The sequence below is a fragment of the Tabrizicola sp. genome (genome assembly GCF_034366665.1).
Taxonomy (GTDB): Bacteria; Pseudomonadota; Alphaproteobacteria; order Rhodobacterales; family Rhodobacteraceae; genus Tabrizicola.
This window is the reverse complement of record NZ_JAXMMF010000116.1, coordinates 42,694-59,374: the sequence shown is the minus strand read 5'-3', so window position 1 is coordinate 59,374 and position 16,681 is coordinate 42,694. Positions and strand designations below refer to the sequence as shown.

Here is a 16,681-nt window from a genome sequence, read left to right as displayed (position 1 = left end):
AAAGCCGCCCTCATACTCCTCGGCGATGAAGGCCGTGGTGATATTGCCGGACGCAAAGCGCGGGTGGTCCATCACGGCAGAACAGAACGGCAGGTTGTGGCCGATCCCCTCCACCTCGAAGGTGTCCAGCGCCAGCCGCATCTCTTCGATGGCATCGGCGCGGGTCGGACCCCAGGTGCACAGCTTGGCGATCATCGGGTCGTAGAACATGCTGATCTCGCCGCCCTCGTAGACGCCGGTATCGTTGCGCACGATCCCGCCGCGCGCGGTCTTGCCCTCGACCGGGGGCCGGTAGCGGGTCAGCCGCCCGATGGAGGGCAGGAAGTTGCGATACGGGTCCTCGGCGTACAGCCGGCTTTCCATCGCCCAGCCGTGGATCTTCAGGTCCGACTGGTTGAAGGGCAGCGGCTGACCATCGGCGACGCGGATCATCTGTTCCACCAGATCGACCCCGGTGATCAGTTCCGTCACCGGATGCTCGACCTGCAAACGGGTATTCATTTCAAGGAAATAGAAGTTGCGGTTGCCATCGACGATGAACTCCACCGTCCCGGCGCTGGTGTAGCCCACGGCCTTGGCCAGCGCGCAGGCCTGTTCGCCCATCGCCTTCCGGGTGGCTTCGTCCAGGAAGGGCGACGGGGCCTCTTCGATGACCTTCTGGTTCCGGCGCTGGATGCTGCATTCGCGTTCGTGCAGATAGACGCAGTTGCCGTGCTTGTCGGCGAGAACCTGAATTTCGATGTGGCGCGGCTGAGTGACAAACTTCTCGATGAAGATACGGTCATCCCCGAACGAAGCAGCCGCCTCGTTCTTCGAGGACTGGAAGCCCTCGGCAACCTCCCCCTCGTTCCAGGCGATCCGCATCCCCTTGCCGCCGCCGCCCGCGCTGGCCTTGATCATCACCGGATAGCCGATCTGGCCCGAGATCTTCACCGCCTCCTCGGCATCGGCAATGAGGCCCATGTAGCCCGGAACCGTGGAGACCCCCGCCTCCATCGCCAGCTTCTTCGAGGTGATCTTGTCCCCCATCGCCTCGATGGCCGGGCTGGGGGGCCCCACGAAGACCACCCCTGCGGCCTCAAGTGCGGCGGCGAAGTTCATGTTTTCGCTGAGGAACCCATAGCCCGGATGCACCGCCTGGGCGCCGGTCTGGCGGATGGCGTCCATGATCTTGTCGATCACGATGTAGGACTGGTTCGCCGGGGGCGGGCCGATATGGACCGCTTCGTCCGCCATCTTCACATGCAGCGCATTGCGGTCGGCGTCGGAATAGACCGCGACGGTCTTGATCCCCATCTTCCGGGCCGTCTTGATCACGCGGCAGGCGATTTCGCCCCGGTTGGCGATCAGGATCTTGTCAAACATCGGTTCCCCCCATCAGGCGCAAATAAAAAGGACCACCCGGGCGGTCAGCCCGGATGGTCCTTGTGGTCAGGTGAGCCCGCCCGAGGGCGGTTACATCAGTAGCCCGTGTTGCAGGGCGGCAGGCCAAGCTCAATGCCGCAGGTGGCAAGACCAGCCATCCCGCCCAGTGCCGCACCGGCCAGCATGTTTTCGTCCAGAGCGTCGGCGACAAGCGCGCCAGCCGCCGCGCCGGCCATGCCGCGCGACGCCGGGTCCTGCATGCAGCCGGCCAGGGACGTGGAAAGAAGAGCAAAGACGATAAGCGACTTGCGCATGGGGTACTGCCTCGTTGGTTTGTTGTTATTGCGGCAGATTCTACCGCAACATCACGGATTTGGAAGCAGTTTCTATTGTGGCCCACGCAATCGTCACCCGGCACCGATGTGATGCGCATAAGGATCGGTCCGGCCTGGGACGGGCCGGACCGAAGGGAAGGGGAAGGGTAACAACGTTGACTGCGCGTGCCATGACCTGACTGCCATTGACCCGCACAGAAACAATGGCGCGCCTGCCGCGTCATTGCAAACGCCTTGCAAACGACGCCAAGGCCGTGGGCAAATCCATGCCAAAACGGACGGGGCGTCGGCAGGTTCATGCCTAGTCCTCCTCCTCGTCCCAGTCGTCGGTCAATGCGTCGGGGGCGTCCGGCGCAAAGACCTGCGGAAAGGCCGCCTCGGCGCGCTTTGCGTCGATCTTCAGCAGCGCTTCATAGGAGCAGGGATCGAACGGGTCCTCGGCCGCCACGACCTCGCGTCCGAACAGCCAGGACAGTCGGCCTGCGTCGAGGTTGCCCCGTTCGAACGGCTCTTCCCCGAAGTATTGCCAGAGGGCGGCCATGAACGCGGCATCGGCCAGCCGATCCACGTGCTTGCGGTCCTTGTAACGTTCGCGCTTGATGATTTTGGTCGCGCCCTCTTTCACGTTGGCGCGGCGGATGGTGAACTGGAAATCGGTCCCCGGCATCCGGCCGGGGAAACCGCGGTGCTTCAGCATCTGGTCTGTCTCCTGTCATGGCAGTCGACAGCACGGATAGGCGAAAGCCGCGGCGCGGCCCAGAGGGACCGGATCAGAGATTGACTGAGGCGGGAATTTTGCCTGCGAACCGCGCCAAGGCGCAGGAGGCGGAAGATTGGTGCGGGCCTGCCCTGCCGAAGCAGGCAGGCCCGCTCCGGAAGATTACTTGTACTTGCCGGTGTCGACGACTTCCGGGGTGACCGGCTCGACAACAACTTCTTCTTTCTTGGCGCAAGCGGCGATAGCCGAAACTGCTGCCAGAACCAGAACGAGACGAACGCTCGGCGACATCCTCTACTCCATCTTTCGTGGGGTGCTTCGGAGGCCTCTCGGCAATCCGGCACCTGTTCGCTGTTAAAGGCCGATTTGGCCCGGCCCGATGCCACCCTAACCGAAAGACCTTCGGTTTGGTATGTCAGCCAGACCAAGTTCCCGACCTGTGGCGTTCCTACATCAGCCCCTTGTGCAAGACCAGCAGGAAAATCCATATCTGGCGACTGGTACGGCATCAGAACACCTCCCAGACGCAGGCGCCATTCTCGATCCGGAAGGATTCGAAGAACTGAACGACATCGGGGGCGGCCTCGCCGAAGGGGACGGCGGCATCGGCGAACGAGATGATGATCTGCTGCGGCGCGGGGACCATGCCCACGGTCCGCTCCAGCGCAAAGCTGTCGCACAGCACCTGCATGTCGGCAGCGGCCGCTTCGGCGTCTTCGGACGTCAATTCTGGCGCCAGGAACCGGAAGCGCGCAGCCGCGCCCTCGGGTCCTGGAGCGTTGGTGATGATGTCGATCAGCGAAAGCGCACGCCCCGAGGGAACTTCGACCTGAGGCCCTGTTTCCGGCTCCTCCTGGCAGCCCGCCAGCCCCGCCAGGGCGGCCAGAAACATCGCGGGAAAGGCACGGGACGGGCGCATCGGCGTCACAGCGGAATATTGTCGTGCTTCTTCCACGGCATCGCAGCCTTCTTGCCGCGCAGCGCCGCAAAAGCCCGCGCCACCCGGCGCCGGGTTGAATGCGGCATGATCACCTCGTCTATAAAGCCCTTTTCGGCCGCCACGAAGGGGTTGGCAAAGCGGTCCTCGTAGTCTTTCACCCGCGCCGCGATCTTCTCCGGCTCGCCCAGTTCCGACCGATACAGGATCTCGACCGCGCCCTTCGCGCCCATCACGGCCACTTCGGCGGTGGGCCAGGCATAGTTGAAGTCGGCCTTCAGGTGCTTGGAGGCCATCACGACATAGGCCCCGCCATAGGTCTTGCGGGTCAAGACCGTGACCTTGGGCACCGTCGCCTCGCCGTAGGCAAAGAGCAGCTTCGCGCCGTGCTTGATGACGCCGCCATACTCCTGCCCCGTCCCCGGCAGAAAGCCCGGCACGTCGACGAAGGTCAGGATCGGAATTTCGAACGCATCGCAGAACCGCACGAACCGCGCGGCCTTGCGGCTGGCGTCGATGTCCAGACAGCCTGCCAGCACCATCGGCTGGTTCGCCACCACGCCCACCGTCTGACCTTCCAGCCGGATGAAGCCGATGATGATGTTGCCCGCAAAGTCCTTCTGCACCTCGAAGAAATCGCCCTCGTCCGCGACCTTCGTGATCAGCTCTTTCATGTCATAGGGCTGGTTCGGATTGTCGGGGACCAGGGTATCCAGACTGGTCTCGATCCGGGACGGATCATCGAAGAAGGGCCGCACCGGCGCCTTCTGCCGGTTGTTCAGCGGCAGGAAGTCGAACAGGCGACGAACCTCGGCCAGCGCCTCGACGTCGTTCTCGAACGCGCCGTCGGCGACCGAGGATTTGCGGGTGTGGGTCGAGGCCCCGCCCAGTTCCTCGGCCGTCACGACCTCGTTCGTCACCGTCTTCACCACATCGGGGCCGGTGACGAACATGTAGCTGGAGTCCTTCACCATGAAGATGAAGTCCGTCATCGCCGGGGAATAGACCGCCCCGCCAGCACACGGCCCCATGATCAGGCTGATCTGCGGGACAACGCCACTGGCCTCGATGTTGCGCTGGAACACTTCGCCATAAGCCGCCAGCGAGGCGACACCCTCCTGAATCCGCGCCCCACCCGAGTCATTGATCCCGATCACCGGCGCGCCATTCTGCATCGCCATGTCCATGATCTTGCAGATCTTCCCGGCATGGGTTTCGCTGACCGAACCACCCATCACCGTGAAGTCCTGGGAGAAGACATAGACCTGCCGCCCGTTGATCGTACCCCAGCCGGTCACGACGCCGTCACCTGCAGGGCGATCCTTTTCCATGCCAAAGTCGGTGCAGCGGTGCGCGACGAACATGTCGAATTCTTCGAACGAGCCTTCGTCCAGAAGAAGCTCGATCCGCTCGCGAGCTGTCAGCTTGCCCTTGGCGTGCTGCGCCTGAACGCGGCGCTCGCCGCCCCCGGCGCGTGCGGCACCACGGCGTTCCTCCAGCTGCCCCAGGATATCCTTCATCGCGCGCTCCCCCACGGTTGATGGCTTCGCGGCAATCTAGGGGAACGCTGCACATGCGAGAAGCACGAAAGAGAAAATTTGCATATTCATTCGAACCAAGGCACATCAAATTGCGAAACTGCAAAGTTGTGGCCGTCCCGGACCTGCCACGCTATGTCCGCCGGACGCTGGACCCCGACGCTGGACCCCAAGGACATCATGCTGAACCTGCCCAATCCCGTTGTGACCATCGGCCTTCTCCTGGCCTCGAACATTTTCATGACCTTCGCCTGGTATGGCCACCTGAAATTCAAGGAAAGCGCGCTGATCACCGTGATCCTGGTCAGCTGGGGGATCGCCTTCTTCGAATACGTGCTTCAGGTCCCGGCAAACCGCATCGGCCACGGCTACTTCTCGGCCGCCGAGCTGAAGACGATCCAGGAGGTCATCACCCTGTCCGTCTTCGCCGTCTTCTCGGTCTTCTATCTGAAAGAGCCATTGCACTGGAACCACCTGGTCGGCTTTGCGTTCATCGGCGCGGGGGCGTTCTTCATCTTCCACAAATGGGCGTGACGTCGGGTTTCCCCACCCCCGGCCCCGTGGACAAACCGGAGCGCCAGGCGTAGCCCTTTCCCATGCAAGACGCCGTATTCCTGGACCGGACGACCCCCCCGAAGATCGTCACCCTGATCCTGATGGCCGGACTTTCGGCCCTGACGATGAACATCTTCCTGCCGTCCCTCCCCGGCATGGCGACGTACTTTGACGTCTCTTACGGCGTGATGCAGCAGTCGGTGGCGCTTTACCTTTTGCTCTCGGCGCTGTTGCAGATCGTCATCGGCCCGATTTCGGACCGCTACGGCCGCCGTGCGGTGCTGATCTGGTCGCTGGTCCTGTTCCTTTTGGCCACCATCGGCACGCTTCTCGCCCCCACCGCCACCTGGTTCCTGATCTTCCGCATGGCCCAGGCCGTGATCGCTGCCGGGATGGTCCTGTCCAGGGCGGTCGTCCGCGACATGGTCGCCGATGCGCAGGCCGCCAGCATGATCGGCTACGTCACGATGGGGATGAGCCTCGTGCCCATGATCGGTCCGGTGATCGGCGGCGTCCTGGACGATTTCTACGGCTGGAAAGCCAACTTCGCCCTGCTTTTGATCCTGGGCCTTGCCACCCTTGCCCTGGTCTGGGCCGACCTGGGCGAAACGGCCACCCTTCGCCGCGTCAGCCTGGCTGACCAGATCCGCACCTATCCCACCCTCTTCGCGTCGCGAAGGTTCTGGGGCTATACCCTGTCCGCCGCTTTCGCTTCGGGCTGCTTCTTCGCCTATCTGGGCGGAGCACCCTACGTCGGCGACAAGATCTTCGGCCTGACCTCGACCCATGTGGGTGCGCTTTTCGCCCTGACGGCCATCGGTTACGCGGCAGGCAACTTCTTCGCCGGGCGCTATTCGGTCCGCATCGGGATGAACCGGATGATCCTGATCGGTTGCATTGTCACCTCGTTTGGCCTGGCCCTTCTGACCCTCCTCACCTTCGCGGGTCTCTCCGGCCCCACGACCTTCTTCGGCCTCACCGTATTCATGGGCCTGGGCAACGGCATCTGCCTGCCCAACGCCAATGCCGGGATGCTGTCTGTCCGCCCCGACCTTGCCGGAACCGCCTCGGGCCTGGGCGGGGCGATCCTGATTGGCGGCGGCGCGGCGCTTGCGGCCTTCGCCGGGGTCCTCCTTGGTCCCGGATCCTCCGAGATGCCGCTGATCCTCCTGATGCTCGCCTCCTCCCTCGCCTCGGTGGTGTCGATCCTCTTTGTCATCCGTCGCGCCCGCCAGATCGGCGCTTGACGCGCAGGCTTTGCAAAGCCACCGTCTGGTTTGCAAACCAAGGGGGACGGATGGCCACCCAGAAGCTCTACGCCGGGGTCAAACTGCGCGAGATCCGCGGCCGTCTTTCGCTGACCCAGAAGGCTTTCGCCGACAAGCTGTCGGTCTCCCTGCCTTATCTGAACCAGATGGAGAACAACCACCGGCCCGTCAGCGCCGCCGTGGTCCTCGCCCTCGCCCAGGAATTCGGCCTGGATGTCACCGAGCTGACCGTCGGCGAAAGCGAGCGTCTGGTGACCGACATGCGCGAGGCTCTGGCCGACCCCGTCTTCACCACCGCCACGCCACCCCTGGCCGACCTGCGCCTTGCCGCCTCGAACGCCCCCGCCCTGGCCCGCGCCTTCCTTGACCTTCACCGCGCCTACCGCCAGACCCACGAACGCCTGGCTTCCCTGGACGAGGCTCTGGGCCGCGAAGACGCCACCCTTCGCCCCTCCGCCTGGGAAGAGGTCCGGGACTTCTTTCACTATTGCGACAATTACCTCGATGCCATCGACCGAGCCGCCGAACATTTTGCGACCTCGGCAACCAACGGAAAATCCATCGAATCTCTGGCGCAGGACCTGCTGAAACGCGCAGGCATCAGCCTGCACTATTCGAACACCGCGCCATTGCGTCACTATGACCCGCAAGCCAAGCGCCTCGACATCTCGGCCCGCGCCTCCGGCCCCTCGCAGCGCTTTCAGCTGCTGCATCAGGTCGCCCTTCTCACCCAGAATGAACTTCTGGAAGCAACCCTTGATCTGGCACGATTTTCCACGCCCGAGGCGCGCGACATCGCCAAGATCGGCCTGGCCAACTATTTCGCCGGGGCCGCCCTCCTGCCCTACCGCGCCTTCCTGACCGCCGCACAAGAGGTCCGCCATGACCTTGAACGCCTGGCCGACATCTTCGGGGCCTCGATCGAACAGGTGGGCCACCGGCTTTCGACGATGCAAAGACCCGGCGCGAAAGGCATCCCGTTCTTCTTCGTCCGCGTCGACCAGGCAGGCACGATCACCAAGCGGCACTCGTCCACGCGCCTGCAATTCGCCCGCTTCGGTGGCGCCTGCCCCTTGTGGAACGTCCACCAGGCCTTCGAAACCCCCGGACAATTCTTGCGCCAGCTGGCCGAGACTCCCGACGGTGTCCGCTACCTCTCCCTTGCGCGAGATGTCTCGAAACCGGCCGGGGCGTTCCTGGCCCCCGTCCGCCGCTATGCCATCGGCCTGGGGTGTGAGGTGCAGCACGCAGCCCAGATGGTCTATTCCGACGGGCTCGACCTGAAAGGCCGGTTCGAGCCCATCGGCATTTCCTGCCGGATCTGTGAAAGGGTGAATTGCCACCAGCGCAGCGTCCCTCCGCTGGAAGGCCGACTGAAGATCAACCCTAACGCCCGCGACGTCCTGCCCTACGAGATCGGCTGACCCACGTCGGTCCCTTCGCTCCTCCTGCGAGGAGAAGCCGAAGGCGCACGACGAGCCGCCCCTACTTCCGTAGCGCGGTCGCGATCTGATCCTTCAGCCGCGACCGCACCCGGCGAAGCATCTCTTCCTCATCCTCGGTCATCAGGTCCATCCGGGTTTCGGCGCGATGCACCTTGTCGTTGACCACGTCGTATTCGATCAGCAGCTTCGCGAAATGCGCGTCCGACGCCTTCAACGCACTGATCTTCTGCGCCTCTGCCGGGAATTCCTCGTGCAGCGTGTGCGGGGTATTCGACATGCCTGTCTCCTTCTTGACTGTCCCCTGCAGTCTAAAGGAGCCCTCGCCACACTGCCTTGACCCGGATCAAGTGACGCGACGCCAGCCACTCCCCTCTCCCCCCGGGGGAGAGGGGCCGGGGGTGAGGGGCGTTTACCGCTGCGACACGCGCCAGTTCGGGTTGATCCACGGCTCCAGGTTTGACGCCGGCAAGGGCGTGCGGCCCAGGATGTGATCCGCCGCCTTCTCGCCCGTCATGATCGACGGCCCGTTCAGGTTGCCGTTCGTCACTTGCGGGAAGATCGACGAATCGGCGACCCGCAGGCCCTCGACCCCGATCACCCGGCACTCGGGATCAACCACCGCCATGGGGTCCGACGCCCGGCCCATCCGGCAGGTGCCGCAGGGGTGATAGGCGCTTTCGACATGTTCGCGCAGGAAATCGTCCAGTTGGGCATCGGTCTCGACGCCCGGCCCCGGCTGCAACTCGGATTTCAGGTAGGGCTTGAACGCCTCCTGGCCGAAAATCTCGCGCGTGAGGCGGATCGAGGTGCGGAAATCCTCCCAGTCCGAAGGGTCGGACATGTAGTTGAACCGGATGACCGGCGCGTCCGTCGGGTTGCCGGACCGCAGAGTGATCGACCCCCGGGACTTCGACCGCATCGGCCCCACATGCGCCTGGAAGCCGTGGCCCGCCGCCACCGCCTTGCCGTCATAGCGCACGGCGATGGGCAGGAAGTGGTACTGGATGTCGGGGTATTCCACCCCGGCCTTCGACCGAATGAAGGCGCAAGCCTCGAACTGGTTCGACGCGCCCGGGCCTTTGCCCGTCAGCAGCCACTGTGCGCCGACCCAGGCCTTTCCCCAAAGGTTCCAGTATTTGTAAAGGGTTATCGGCTGGCTGGCCGCGAACTGCATGTAAATCTCCAGGTGGTCCTGCAGGTTAGCCCCCACCCCCGGCCGGTCTGCCACCACCTCGACCCCATGCTCGCGCAAATGCGCCGCGGGCCCGATCCCCGACAGCATCAGAAGCTTGGGCGAGTTGATCGAGGACGCCGCAATGATGACCTCGCGCCCCGCCCGAATGACCTGCCGTCCGGCGCGCGTGTCGATCTCGACCCCGACCGCGCGCTTGCCCTCCATCACAACGCGCCGGGCAAAGCCCCGGGCAATCTGCACATTCCCCCCCGCCATCGCGGGTTTCAGGTAGGCATTCGCCGCCGACCAGCGCCGCCCCTTGTGGATCGTGGATTCAAAGGGCCCGAAGCCCTCTTGCTGCTGGCCGTTATAGTCCGTCGTCACCGGATAGCCCGCCTGCCGCCCCGCCTCGATGAAGGCGTCAAACAAGGGGTTCTCCCGCGTGCCCCTTCCGACATGCAACGGGCCGTCGGTGCCCCGGAACTCCGGCCCCGAGCCGCCGTGCGACTGCTCCATCCGCTTGAAATACGGCAGCACATCGGCATAGCCCCAACCGTCGGCCCCCATTTCGGCCCAGGTGTCGAAGTCCCTCGCGTGTCCCCGGACATAGACCATTCCATTGATGCTGGACGACCCGCCGATCACCTTGCCCCGCGGCGTGGCCAGCCGCCGTCCCCCGAGGTGAGGTTCCGGCTCGGTCGCGAAGCCCCAGTCGTAAATCCCCATGTTCATGGGATAGGACAGCGCGCCGGGCATCTGGATGAAGGGCCCCGCGTCCGATCCGCCATGCTCGATCACCGTCACCCGACGGCCCGCCTCGGCCAGTCGGTAGGCCATCGCGCAGCCCGCCGATCCCGCCCCGACGATCACATAATCCGCGTGCATCTCAGGCCCCCCGCTGCAATTCGGCTTCCAGGTGGCGCAGGGCCACCCCCACCGCCACCGCCCCGTCCGGGGCCCCCGATTTCAACACTTCCCGCAGGTACAAACCGTCGATCAGCGCACCCAGCGATTCGGCGATTTCTTCCGCCCGCGCCCCCGCCAAAGGCCGCAGCCCCGCGACCAGGTTCGACCGCAGACGCCCCTGGTAGACTGCGAGCAACCGCTTCGCCTCTGGCACGGTCTGCGCCAGCACCCAGAAGTTCAGCCAGGCCCCCACCGCCTCGCGCCGGAAGTTCCCGGGGCTGAACGACGCCCGCAGAATCGCCCGGATCCGCCCCTCTGGCCCCTCGGCCACCGCCAAGGCACCCCGCACCTCGGCCCCATACAGCGTCATGATGTGGCGCATCGCCGCCAGGAACATCTCTTCCTTGGACCCGAAGTAGTGATGTGCCAGCGCGCTGGACATCCCCGCCCGCTTGGCGATCTGGCTGACGGTGACGTCCAGAGACCCCACCCTGCCGATCTCGACAATCGTGGCTTTTACCAAGGCTTCCTTGCGGATAGGCTCCATCCCAAGCTTCGGCATGTCGGTGCGGCCCCAAAAATGTCTTGCCAAACCGAAGTAGGGCGAAGTTTATTGACTCGTCAATCAACAAAAACACCGGGGAGCCTGCATGTCCATCCGTTCTACCCTTCTGACAACCGCCGTCACCTTTGCCCTGGCCGGATCGGCCTTCGCGGAAGGCTGCGACAAGATCGTCTTCTCCGACGTCGGCTGGACCGACATCACCGCCACCACCGCCGCCACCGCCCTGATCGCCGAGGCGCTCGGCTATGAGACCGAAATCAAGGTCCTTTCCGTCCCCGTGACCTACACCGGCCTTGCCGAAGGCGACGTCGACGTTTTCTTGGGCAACTGGATGCCGACGATGGAGGCCGACCTCGCCCCGCACCGTGACGCAGGCAAGGTCGAAACCGTCCGCACCAACCTTGAAGGCGCGAAATACACGCTGGCCACGAACGAGGCCGGGGCCGCCCTCGGCATCGCCGACTTCAAGGACATCGCCACCCACAAGGACGCGCTCGGCGGCGAGATCTACGGGATCGAGCCTGGCAACGACGGCAACCGCATCCTCCTCGAAATGATCGAGGGCGGCCCCTTCGGCCTTGACGGTTTTGAACTGGTCGAATCTTCCGAACAGGGGATGCTGGCCGAGGTCGCCAAGAAGACAGAGGCCGGTGAGCCGATCATCTTCCTCGGCTGGGAACCCCACCCGATGAACGCCAACTTCAAGATGACCTACCTCACGGGCGGCGACGACTTCTTCGGCCCGAACTTCGGCGGCGCGGTGGTCGATACCAACGTGCGCGCAGGCTACGTCGCGGAATGCCCGAACCAGGGCAAACTGCTGCAGAACCTTGCCTTCTCGCTGCCGATGGAGAACGAGATCATGGGCGCGATCCTGAACGACGGCGCAGACCCGGCCGATGCCGCCAAGGCCTGGCTGGCCGCCAACCCCGACGCCTGGAAGCCCTGGCTGGACGGCGTGACCACCAAGGACGGCGGGGATGCCGTGGCTGCCGTGACGGCTGCGCTCCAGTAAGCATCAAGGCCCCGGGACCCAACCCGGGGCCGCTTTCGTTCCAACCTGGGGGACAGGGAATGGACTGGCTGACGGATTACAAGATCCCGGTCGGCAAGGTGGCAAAGACCATCTTCGACTGGATGAAGGACAACCTCTCGCCGCTGTTCGACGCCATCTCGGCAGTCATGGAAGCGATGATCGAGGGGATTCTCTGGCTTCTGCAGGCCCCGCATCCCCTTGTTCTCGTGGCCCTTTTCGTGGCTCTGACCTGGTACCTGCAACGCAGTTGGAAAGTCTGCCTTGGCGTGTTCCTCGGCTTTCTCTTCATCCTGAACCAGGGCTACTGGGAAGAAACCACGGAAAGCCTCACACTGATCCTGTCGGCCTGCGTGGTCTGCATGGGCCTTGGCGTCCCGATCGGAATCGCCGCCGCGCACCGGCCCCGGCTTTACACCGCGATGGTCCCGATCCTTGACCTGATGCAGACCCTCCCCACCTTCGTCTACCTGATCCCGGCCATCGTCTTCTTCGGCCTCGGCATGGTCCCCGGCCTGATCGCCACGGTGATCTTCGTCCTGCCCGCGCCGATCCGGCTGACCCATCTTGGCGTCTCCTCGACCCCGATGGCGCTTCTCGAAGCCGCAACCGCCTTTGGCGCGACCCCGAAACAGCGCCTGTGGAAAGTGGAACTGCCCTGGGCGATGCCGCAGATCATGGCGGGGCTGAACCAGACCATCATGCTGTCCCTGTCGATGGTCGTGATCGCGGCGCTGGTCGGTGCCAACGGCCTGGGCGTCCCCGTGGTCAGAGCGCTGAACTCTGTGAACACCGCGCTTGGATTCGAATCGGGCTTCATCATCGTCGTGGTGGCCATCCTTCTGGACCGCATGCTGAGGGTGTCGAAATGAGCCGCGCCGCCGTTGAATTCGACCGCGTTTCCATCGTCTTCGGCGACCACCCGGAGCGTGCCCTGCCGCTGATGGACCAGGGCAAGTCGCGGCAAGAGGTCCAGCAGGCCACCGGGCAGGTGCTGGGCGTCCACGATTGCTCCCTGACCGTGGCCGAGGGCGAGATCCTTGTTCTCATGGGCCTTTCCGGCTCGGGCAAGTCCACCCTTCTGCGCGGCGTCAATGCCCTGAACCCTGTGGTCCGGGGCGAAGTGCGGGTGCTTGAGAACGACAAGATGGTGTCCGTCACCAAGGCCAACCCGGAAACCCTGCGCCGCCTGCGGGCCACCCGGATCGCGATGGTCTTTCAACAATTCGGCCTTCTGCCCTGGCGGTCGGTGCGGGAAAACGTCGGGCTGGGGCTTGAACTGGCGGGCATGACCCCGGACCAGCGCAAGCCCAAGGTCGACGCGCAGCTGGAACTGGTAAACCTCAGCCAATGGGCCGAGCGCAAGGTCGGCGACCTCTCCGGGGGCATGCAGCAGCGTGTCGGGCTGGCCCGCGCCTTCGTCACCGACGCGCCGATCCTGCTGATGGACGAGCCGTTTTCGGCCCTTGACCCGCTGATCCGGTCCAAGCTGCAGGATGAGCTTCTGGATCTGCAAGCGAAGCTGAAACGCACCATTGTCTTCGTCAGCCACGACCTCGACGAGGCGTTCAAGATCGGCAACCGCATCGCTCTGATGGAGGGGGGCCGGATCGTGCAATGCGGCACCGCACGCGAGATCATCGCCAATCCGGTCAGCGAATATGTGGCCGATTTCGTGGCCCACATGAACCCGCTTGGCGTTCTGACCGCGCGCGATGTGATGGAGCCGGGCGAAGCCTCGGCCGCCGCGCATCAGCTTCCCGCCGAGACGCCGGTGAAGCAGATCATGGACTTGATGAGCCAGGGCGTGGCCGAGCTTGTGGTGACGGAAAACGGTCGCAACCTCGGCATGATCCGCACTGCCGGGCTGATGGCCAAACTGATCAACCCGCGGGGCTAAGGCCAAGAATTTTAAGTAAAATTCTTGTCAAATTCCTTGAGTAAGGAATTTGGTTCCGCGTGTCGCAGGCGCTGCGGCCAAAAGCTAAGATCGTCCTAACGCCCGCAAGCAAGCCATTGATTTCATTTGCCTAAGCCGGATTGTCCACCGTGGACACTCACTCGGCGACGGCGACCTTCTTCGTCGGAGCCGCCTTCTTGGCCGGAGCCTTCTTCGCGGCGGCTTTCTTCGCTGCCGGGGCCTTCGCAGCCGCCGGCTTCTTCGGAGCCGCCTTCTTCTTGCCCCCCGACTTCCCCGCCTTCTCGGCGATCAGAACCAGCGCCTCCTCCAGCGTGACCGCCTCCGGTTCCACCCCCTTCGGCAGCGTCGCGTTGACCTTCTCCCACTTCACATAAGGCCCGTACTTGCCCGGCATGACCTGGATCTCACCGCCGTCCGGATGCGTCCCCAGGGTCCGCAAGGGCCCCGCCGGAGCCGCCCGTCCCCCCCGCGTGGCCTTCTGGGCCAGCACTTCCACGGCGCGGTTCATCCCGATGGTGAAGACCTCCTCTACATCCGGGATGTTGGCGTAGACCGAGCCATGCTTCACATAGGGCCCGAAGCGTCCGATCGCGGCTTCGACCGGCTGTCCGTCCGCCGGATGCTTGCCCACCTCTCGCGGCAGCGACAGCAAGGCAAGCGCCCGGTCCAGCGTCAGCCCATCTGGCGTCCAGCCCTTCGGCAGGCTGGCCCGGTCCGGTTTCGGCTGTGCCTCGGACGCTTCGCCGCGCTGGACGTAGGGTCCGAAGCGCCCTGCGCGCAGGCTGATGTCGACCCCGTTCCCGTCCTGCCCCAGGATTCGCCCGTCCGAGGCCGCACTTTCCGCGTCGCCCGCAATGGGCCGGGTATAGCGACACTCCGGATAGTTCCCGCAGCCGATGAAGGCCCCGCCCGAGCGCGCCGTCTTCAGATGCAGCCGCCCTGTGCCGCAGGTCGGGCAAACGCGCGGATCGCTGCCATCGGCCCGCGCCGGGTAAAGATGCGGAGCCAGAAACTCGTCCAGCTTTTCAAGCACTTCGCCGATCCGCAGGTCTGCGGTTTCGGCCACAGCCGCGCTGAAATCGCGCCAGAAGCGGGACAGCACGTCCTTGTAATCGCGCTCGCCAGCCGAGACGTCGTCAAGCTGCGCCTCAAGGTCGGCGGTGAAGTCGTATTCGACATAGCGGTGGAAGAAGTTGGACAGGAACGCGGTGACCAGCCGCCCCTTGTCTTCCGGGAAGAGACGATTCTTGTCCTTCCGCACGTATTCGCGGTCGACGATCGTGGTCAGGATCGAGGCATAGGTGGACGGGCGGCCGATCCCCAGCTCTTCCATCCGTTTGACCAGCGTCGCCTCGGTATAGCGCGGCGGGGGTTGGGTGAAGTGCTGCTCGGGCGTGACAGCCCCATTGTCCATCGCCTCGCCCTGCATCACCTGTGGCAGGCGGCCTTCTTCGTCTTCATCGCCATCCTGCCGGTCATCACGGCCCTGGTCGTAAACCTTGAGATATCCATCGAAAAGAACGACTTGACCGTTGGCCCTGAACCCGACCTGGCCATCGGGCGAGGTGATGTCCACCGCTGTCCGCTCCATCCGGGCCGCCGCCATCTGGCTGGCAATCGTGCGCTTCCAGATCAGGTCGTAAAGCTTGCGCTGGTCATCCTCGACCCGGATCTTCTCGGGCCCCAGACCCATGTCCGTTGGCCGGATGCACTCGTGGGCTTCCTGGGCATTCTTGGCCTTGTTCTTGTACATGCGCGGGCTGTCGGGGACGTATTGCGCCCCGAAGCGGCGCTTGATCTCGTCGCGGGTGGCCATCACGGCTTCGGGGGCCATGTCGATGCCGTCGGTCCGCATATAGGTGATGTACCCGGCCTCATAGAGGCGTTGCGCGGCGTTCATGCACTGCTTGGCACCCATGCCATATTTGCGGGAAGCCTCCTGCTGGAGGGTGGAGGTCATGAAGGGCGGCCAGGGGTTGCGGGTGGCGGGCTTCGATTCGACCGCCATCACCTTGAAATCACGGTGCTTTGCAGCCTCGACGGCCAGTTCTGCGGCGGTGGCGGTGGGGATGTCGAACTTGGTCAGCTTCTTGGCCCCAAGGGTGACCATCCCGGCCTCGAACTCCTGCCCGCGCGGGGTGCGGAAGACGGCCTTGACGGTCCAGTATTCCTGAGCCTTGAAGGCCTCGACCTCCATCTCGCGCTCGACGATCAAGCGAAGGCAGACCGATTGCACGCGGCCTGCGGATTTGGCACCGGGAAGCTTGCGCCAGAGGACCGGGGACAGGGTGAAGCCGACAAGATAGTCCAGCGCGCGGCGGGCGAGGTAGGCTTCGACCAGCGGCGTGTCGATGTCGCGGGGTTCCTTCATCGCCTTGGTCACCGCGTCCTTGGTGATGGCGTTGAAGGTCACGCGGGCGACTTTTTTGCCTTTCTTCAGGCTGCTTTGCAGGGCTTCCTTCAAGTGCCAGCTGATCGCCTCGCCCTCACGATCAGGGTCGGTGGCCAGGATCAGGGTGTCGTCGGTCTTCAAGGCCTCGGTGATGGCGCGGATGTGCTTTTTCGACTCGGGCGCGACCTCCCACAGCATCTCGAAACCGTTCTCGGTATCGACCGAGCCGTCCTTGGGGGGCAGGTCGCGGACGTGGCCGTAAGAGGCGAGGACAACGAAGTCCGGGCCAAGATACTTGTTGATTGTCTTGGCTTTGGCGGGGGATTCCACGACGACGACTGGCATGTGTTCCTGAAACTCCCGGGCCGGCAAATGGCGCGGCAACATGTGGGCGAAGCGGGAGGCTTGTCAACCGGGGGGCAGGCGAGGCGCCGAGGGACGGGCGTCGCGGCGATGGTTTCGGAAAGGTGAACGCCGCCATGCGCAACAGCGGGACATCGGGAAGGTGGAGTCCTGCAAGGCATTGTGA

16 protein-coding genes are annotated in these 16,681 nt (G+C 64.3%); 6 read left to right on the top strand and 10 right to left on the bottom strand.

Annotated features, from left to right (window positions below; all coding sequences use genetic code 11):
- From U1E69_RS16615 to U1E69_RS16590, 6 genes are all read right to left on the bottom strand, one after another.
- The coding region (locus U1E69_RS16615; RefSeq protein WP_322245536.1) for an acetyl/propionyl/methylcrotonyl-CoA carboxylase subunit alpha at positions 1–1,365 on the bottom strand (1,365 nt) is incomplete at its 3' end.
- Between the two features lie 95 nt (positions 1,366–1,460).
- Positions 1,461–1,679 carry a hypothetical protein gene (locus U1E69_RS16610; protein ID WP_322245535.1) on the bottom strand — a complete coding sequence of 73 codons (219 nt, stop codon included), beginning with the start codon at positions 1,677–1,679 and terminating at the stop codon, positions 1,461–1,463.
- A 322-nt stretch (positions 1,680–2,001) separates the two neighbouring features.
- The gene (locus U1E69_RS16605; protein ID WP_305548495.1) at positions 2,002–2,397 is read right to left on the bottom strand and encodes a hypothetical protein; all 396 of its coding nucleotides are present in this window, start codon (positions 2,395–2,397) and stop codon (positions 2,002–2,004) included.
- Between the two features lie 183 nt (positions 2,398–2,580).
- Positions 2,581–2,709 (bottom strand): hypothetical protein, encoded by a 129-nt coding sequence (locus U1E69_RS16600; RefSeq protein WP_322245534.1) that lies wholly within the window; start codon positions 2,707–2,709, stop codon positions 2,581–2,583.
- Positions 2,710–2,926: 217 nt separating this feature from the next.
- Positions 2,927–3,337 (bottom strand): DUF6497 family protein, encoded by a 411-nt coding sequence (locus tag U1E69_RS16595; protein WP_322245533.1) that lies wholly within the window; start codon positions 3,335–3,337, stop codon positions 2,927–2,929.
- 5 nt (positions 3,338–3,342) lie between these two features.
- Positions 3,343–4,875, bottom strand: a complete 1,533-nt coding sequence (locus tag U1E69_RS16590; RefSeq protein ID WP_322245532.1) for an acyl-CoA carboxylase subunit beta — start codon at positions 4,873–4,875, stop codon at positions 3,343–3,345.
- A gap of 198 nt (positions 4,876–5,073) precedes the next feature.
- Between U1E69_RS16590 and U1E69_RS16585 the strand changes: the two genes are divergently transcribed.
- From U1E69_RS16585 to U1E69_RS16575, 3 genes are all read left to right on the top strand, one after another.
- The gene (locus U1E69_RS16585; protein WP_322245539.1) at positions 5,074–5,427 is read left to right on the top strand and encodes a DMT family protein; all 354 of its coding nucleotides are present in this window, start codon (positions 5,074–5,076) and stop codon (positions 5,425–5,427) included.
- A 62-nt stretch (positions 5,428–5,489) separates the two neighbouring features.
- Positions 5,490–6,695: a multidrug effflux MFS transporter gene (locus tag U1E69_RS16580; RefSeq protein ID WP_322245531.1), complete on the top strand. Its 1,206-nt coding sequence runs from the start codon at positions 5,490–5,492 to the stop codon at positions 6,693–6,695.
- 50 nt (positions 6,696–6,745) lie between these two features.
- Positions 6,746–8,140, top strand: a complete 1,395-nt coding sequence (locus tag U1E69_RS16575) for a helix-turn-helix domain-containing protein (RefSeq protein WP_322245530.1) — start codon at positions 6,746–6,748, stop codon at positions 8,138–8,140.
- A 61-nt stretch (positions 8,141–8,201) separates the two neighbouring features.
- Here the strand turns inward: U1E69_RS16575 and U1E69_RS16570 are convergent, their stop codons facing one another.
- The 3 genes from U1E69_RS16570 to betI form a co-directional block, all read right to left on the bottom strand.
- Positions 8,202–8,438, bottom strand: a complete 237-nt coding sequence (locus tag U1E69_RS16570; protein WP_322245529.1) for a YdcH family protein — start codon at positions 8,436–8,438, stop codon at positions 8,202–8,204.
- Positions 8,439–8,570: 132 nt separating this feature from the next.
- On the bottom strand, positions 8,571–10,220 hold the full coding sequence (betA, locus tag U1E69_RS16565) for a choline dehydrogenase (RefSeq protein WP_322245528.1): 1,650 nt from the start codon (positions 10,218–10,220) through the stop codon (positions 8,571–8,573).
- Between the two features lies 1 nt (position 10,221).
- The gene (gene betI / locus U1E69_RS16560) at positions 10,222–10,803 is read right to left on the bottom strand and encodes a choline-responsive transcriptional repressor BetI (RefSeq protein WP_322245527.1); all 582 of its coding nucleotides are present in this window, start codon (positions 10,801–10,803) and stop codon (positions 10,222–10,224) included.
- An 88-nt stretch (positions 10,804–10,891) separates the two neighbouring features.
- On the opposite strand from betI, the gene choX reads away from it, so the two are divergent.
- The 3 genes from choX to choV are packed head-to-tail and all read left to right on the top strand — an operon-like array spanning position 10,892 to position 13,739.
- On the top strand, positions 10,892–11,821 hold the full coding sequence (choX, locus tag U1E69_RS16555; protein WP_322245526.1) for a choline ABC transporter substrate-binding protein: 930 nt from the start codon (positions 10,892–10,894) through the stop codon (positions 11,819–11,821).
- 59 nt (positions 11,822–11,880) lie between these two features.
- Positions 11,881–12,711 carry a choline ABC transporter permease subunit gene (gene choW, locus U1E69_RS16550; RefSeq protein ID WP_322245525.1) on the top strand — a complete coding sequence of 277 codons (831 nt, stop codon included), beginning with the start codon at positions 11,881–11,883 and terminating at the stop codon, positions 12,709–12,711.
- Complete coding sequence (gene choV, locus U1E69_RS16545) at positions 12,708–13,739, top strand: choline ABC transporter ATP-binding protein (protein ID WP_322245524.1); 1,032 nt, start codon at positions 12,708–12,710, stop codon at positions 13,737–13,739. Before choW ends, choV begins: the two co-directional genes overlap by 4 nt.
- Positions 13,740–13,896: 157 nt before the next feature.
- On the opposite strand, the gene topA is transcribed toward choV, so the two are convergent.
- A complete protein-coding gene (gene topA / locus U1E69_RS16540; RefSeq protein ID WP_322245523.1) occupies positions 13,897–16,497 on the bottom strand; it encodes a type I DNA topoisomerase in 2,601 nt (866 codons plus the stop codon).
- Positions 16,498–16,681 lie beyond the last annotated feature (184 nt).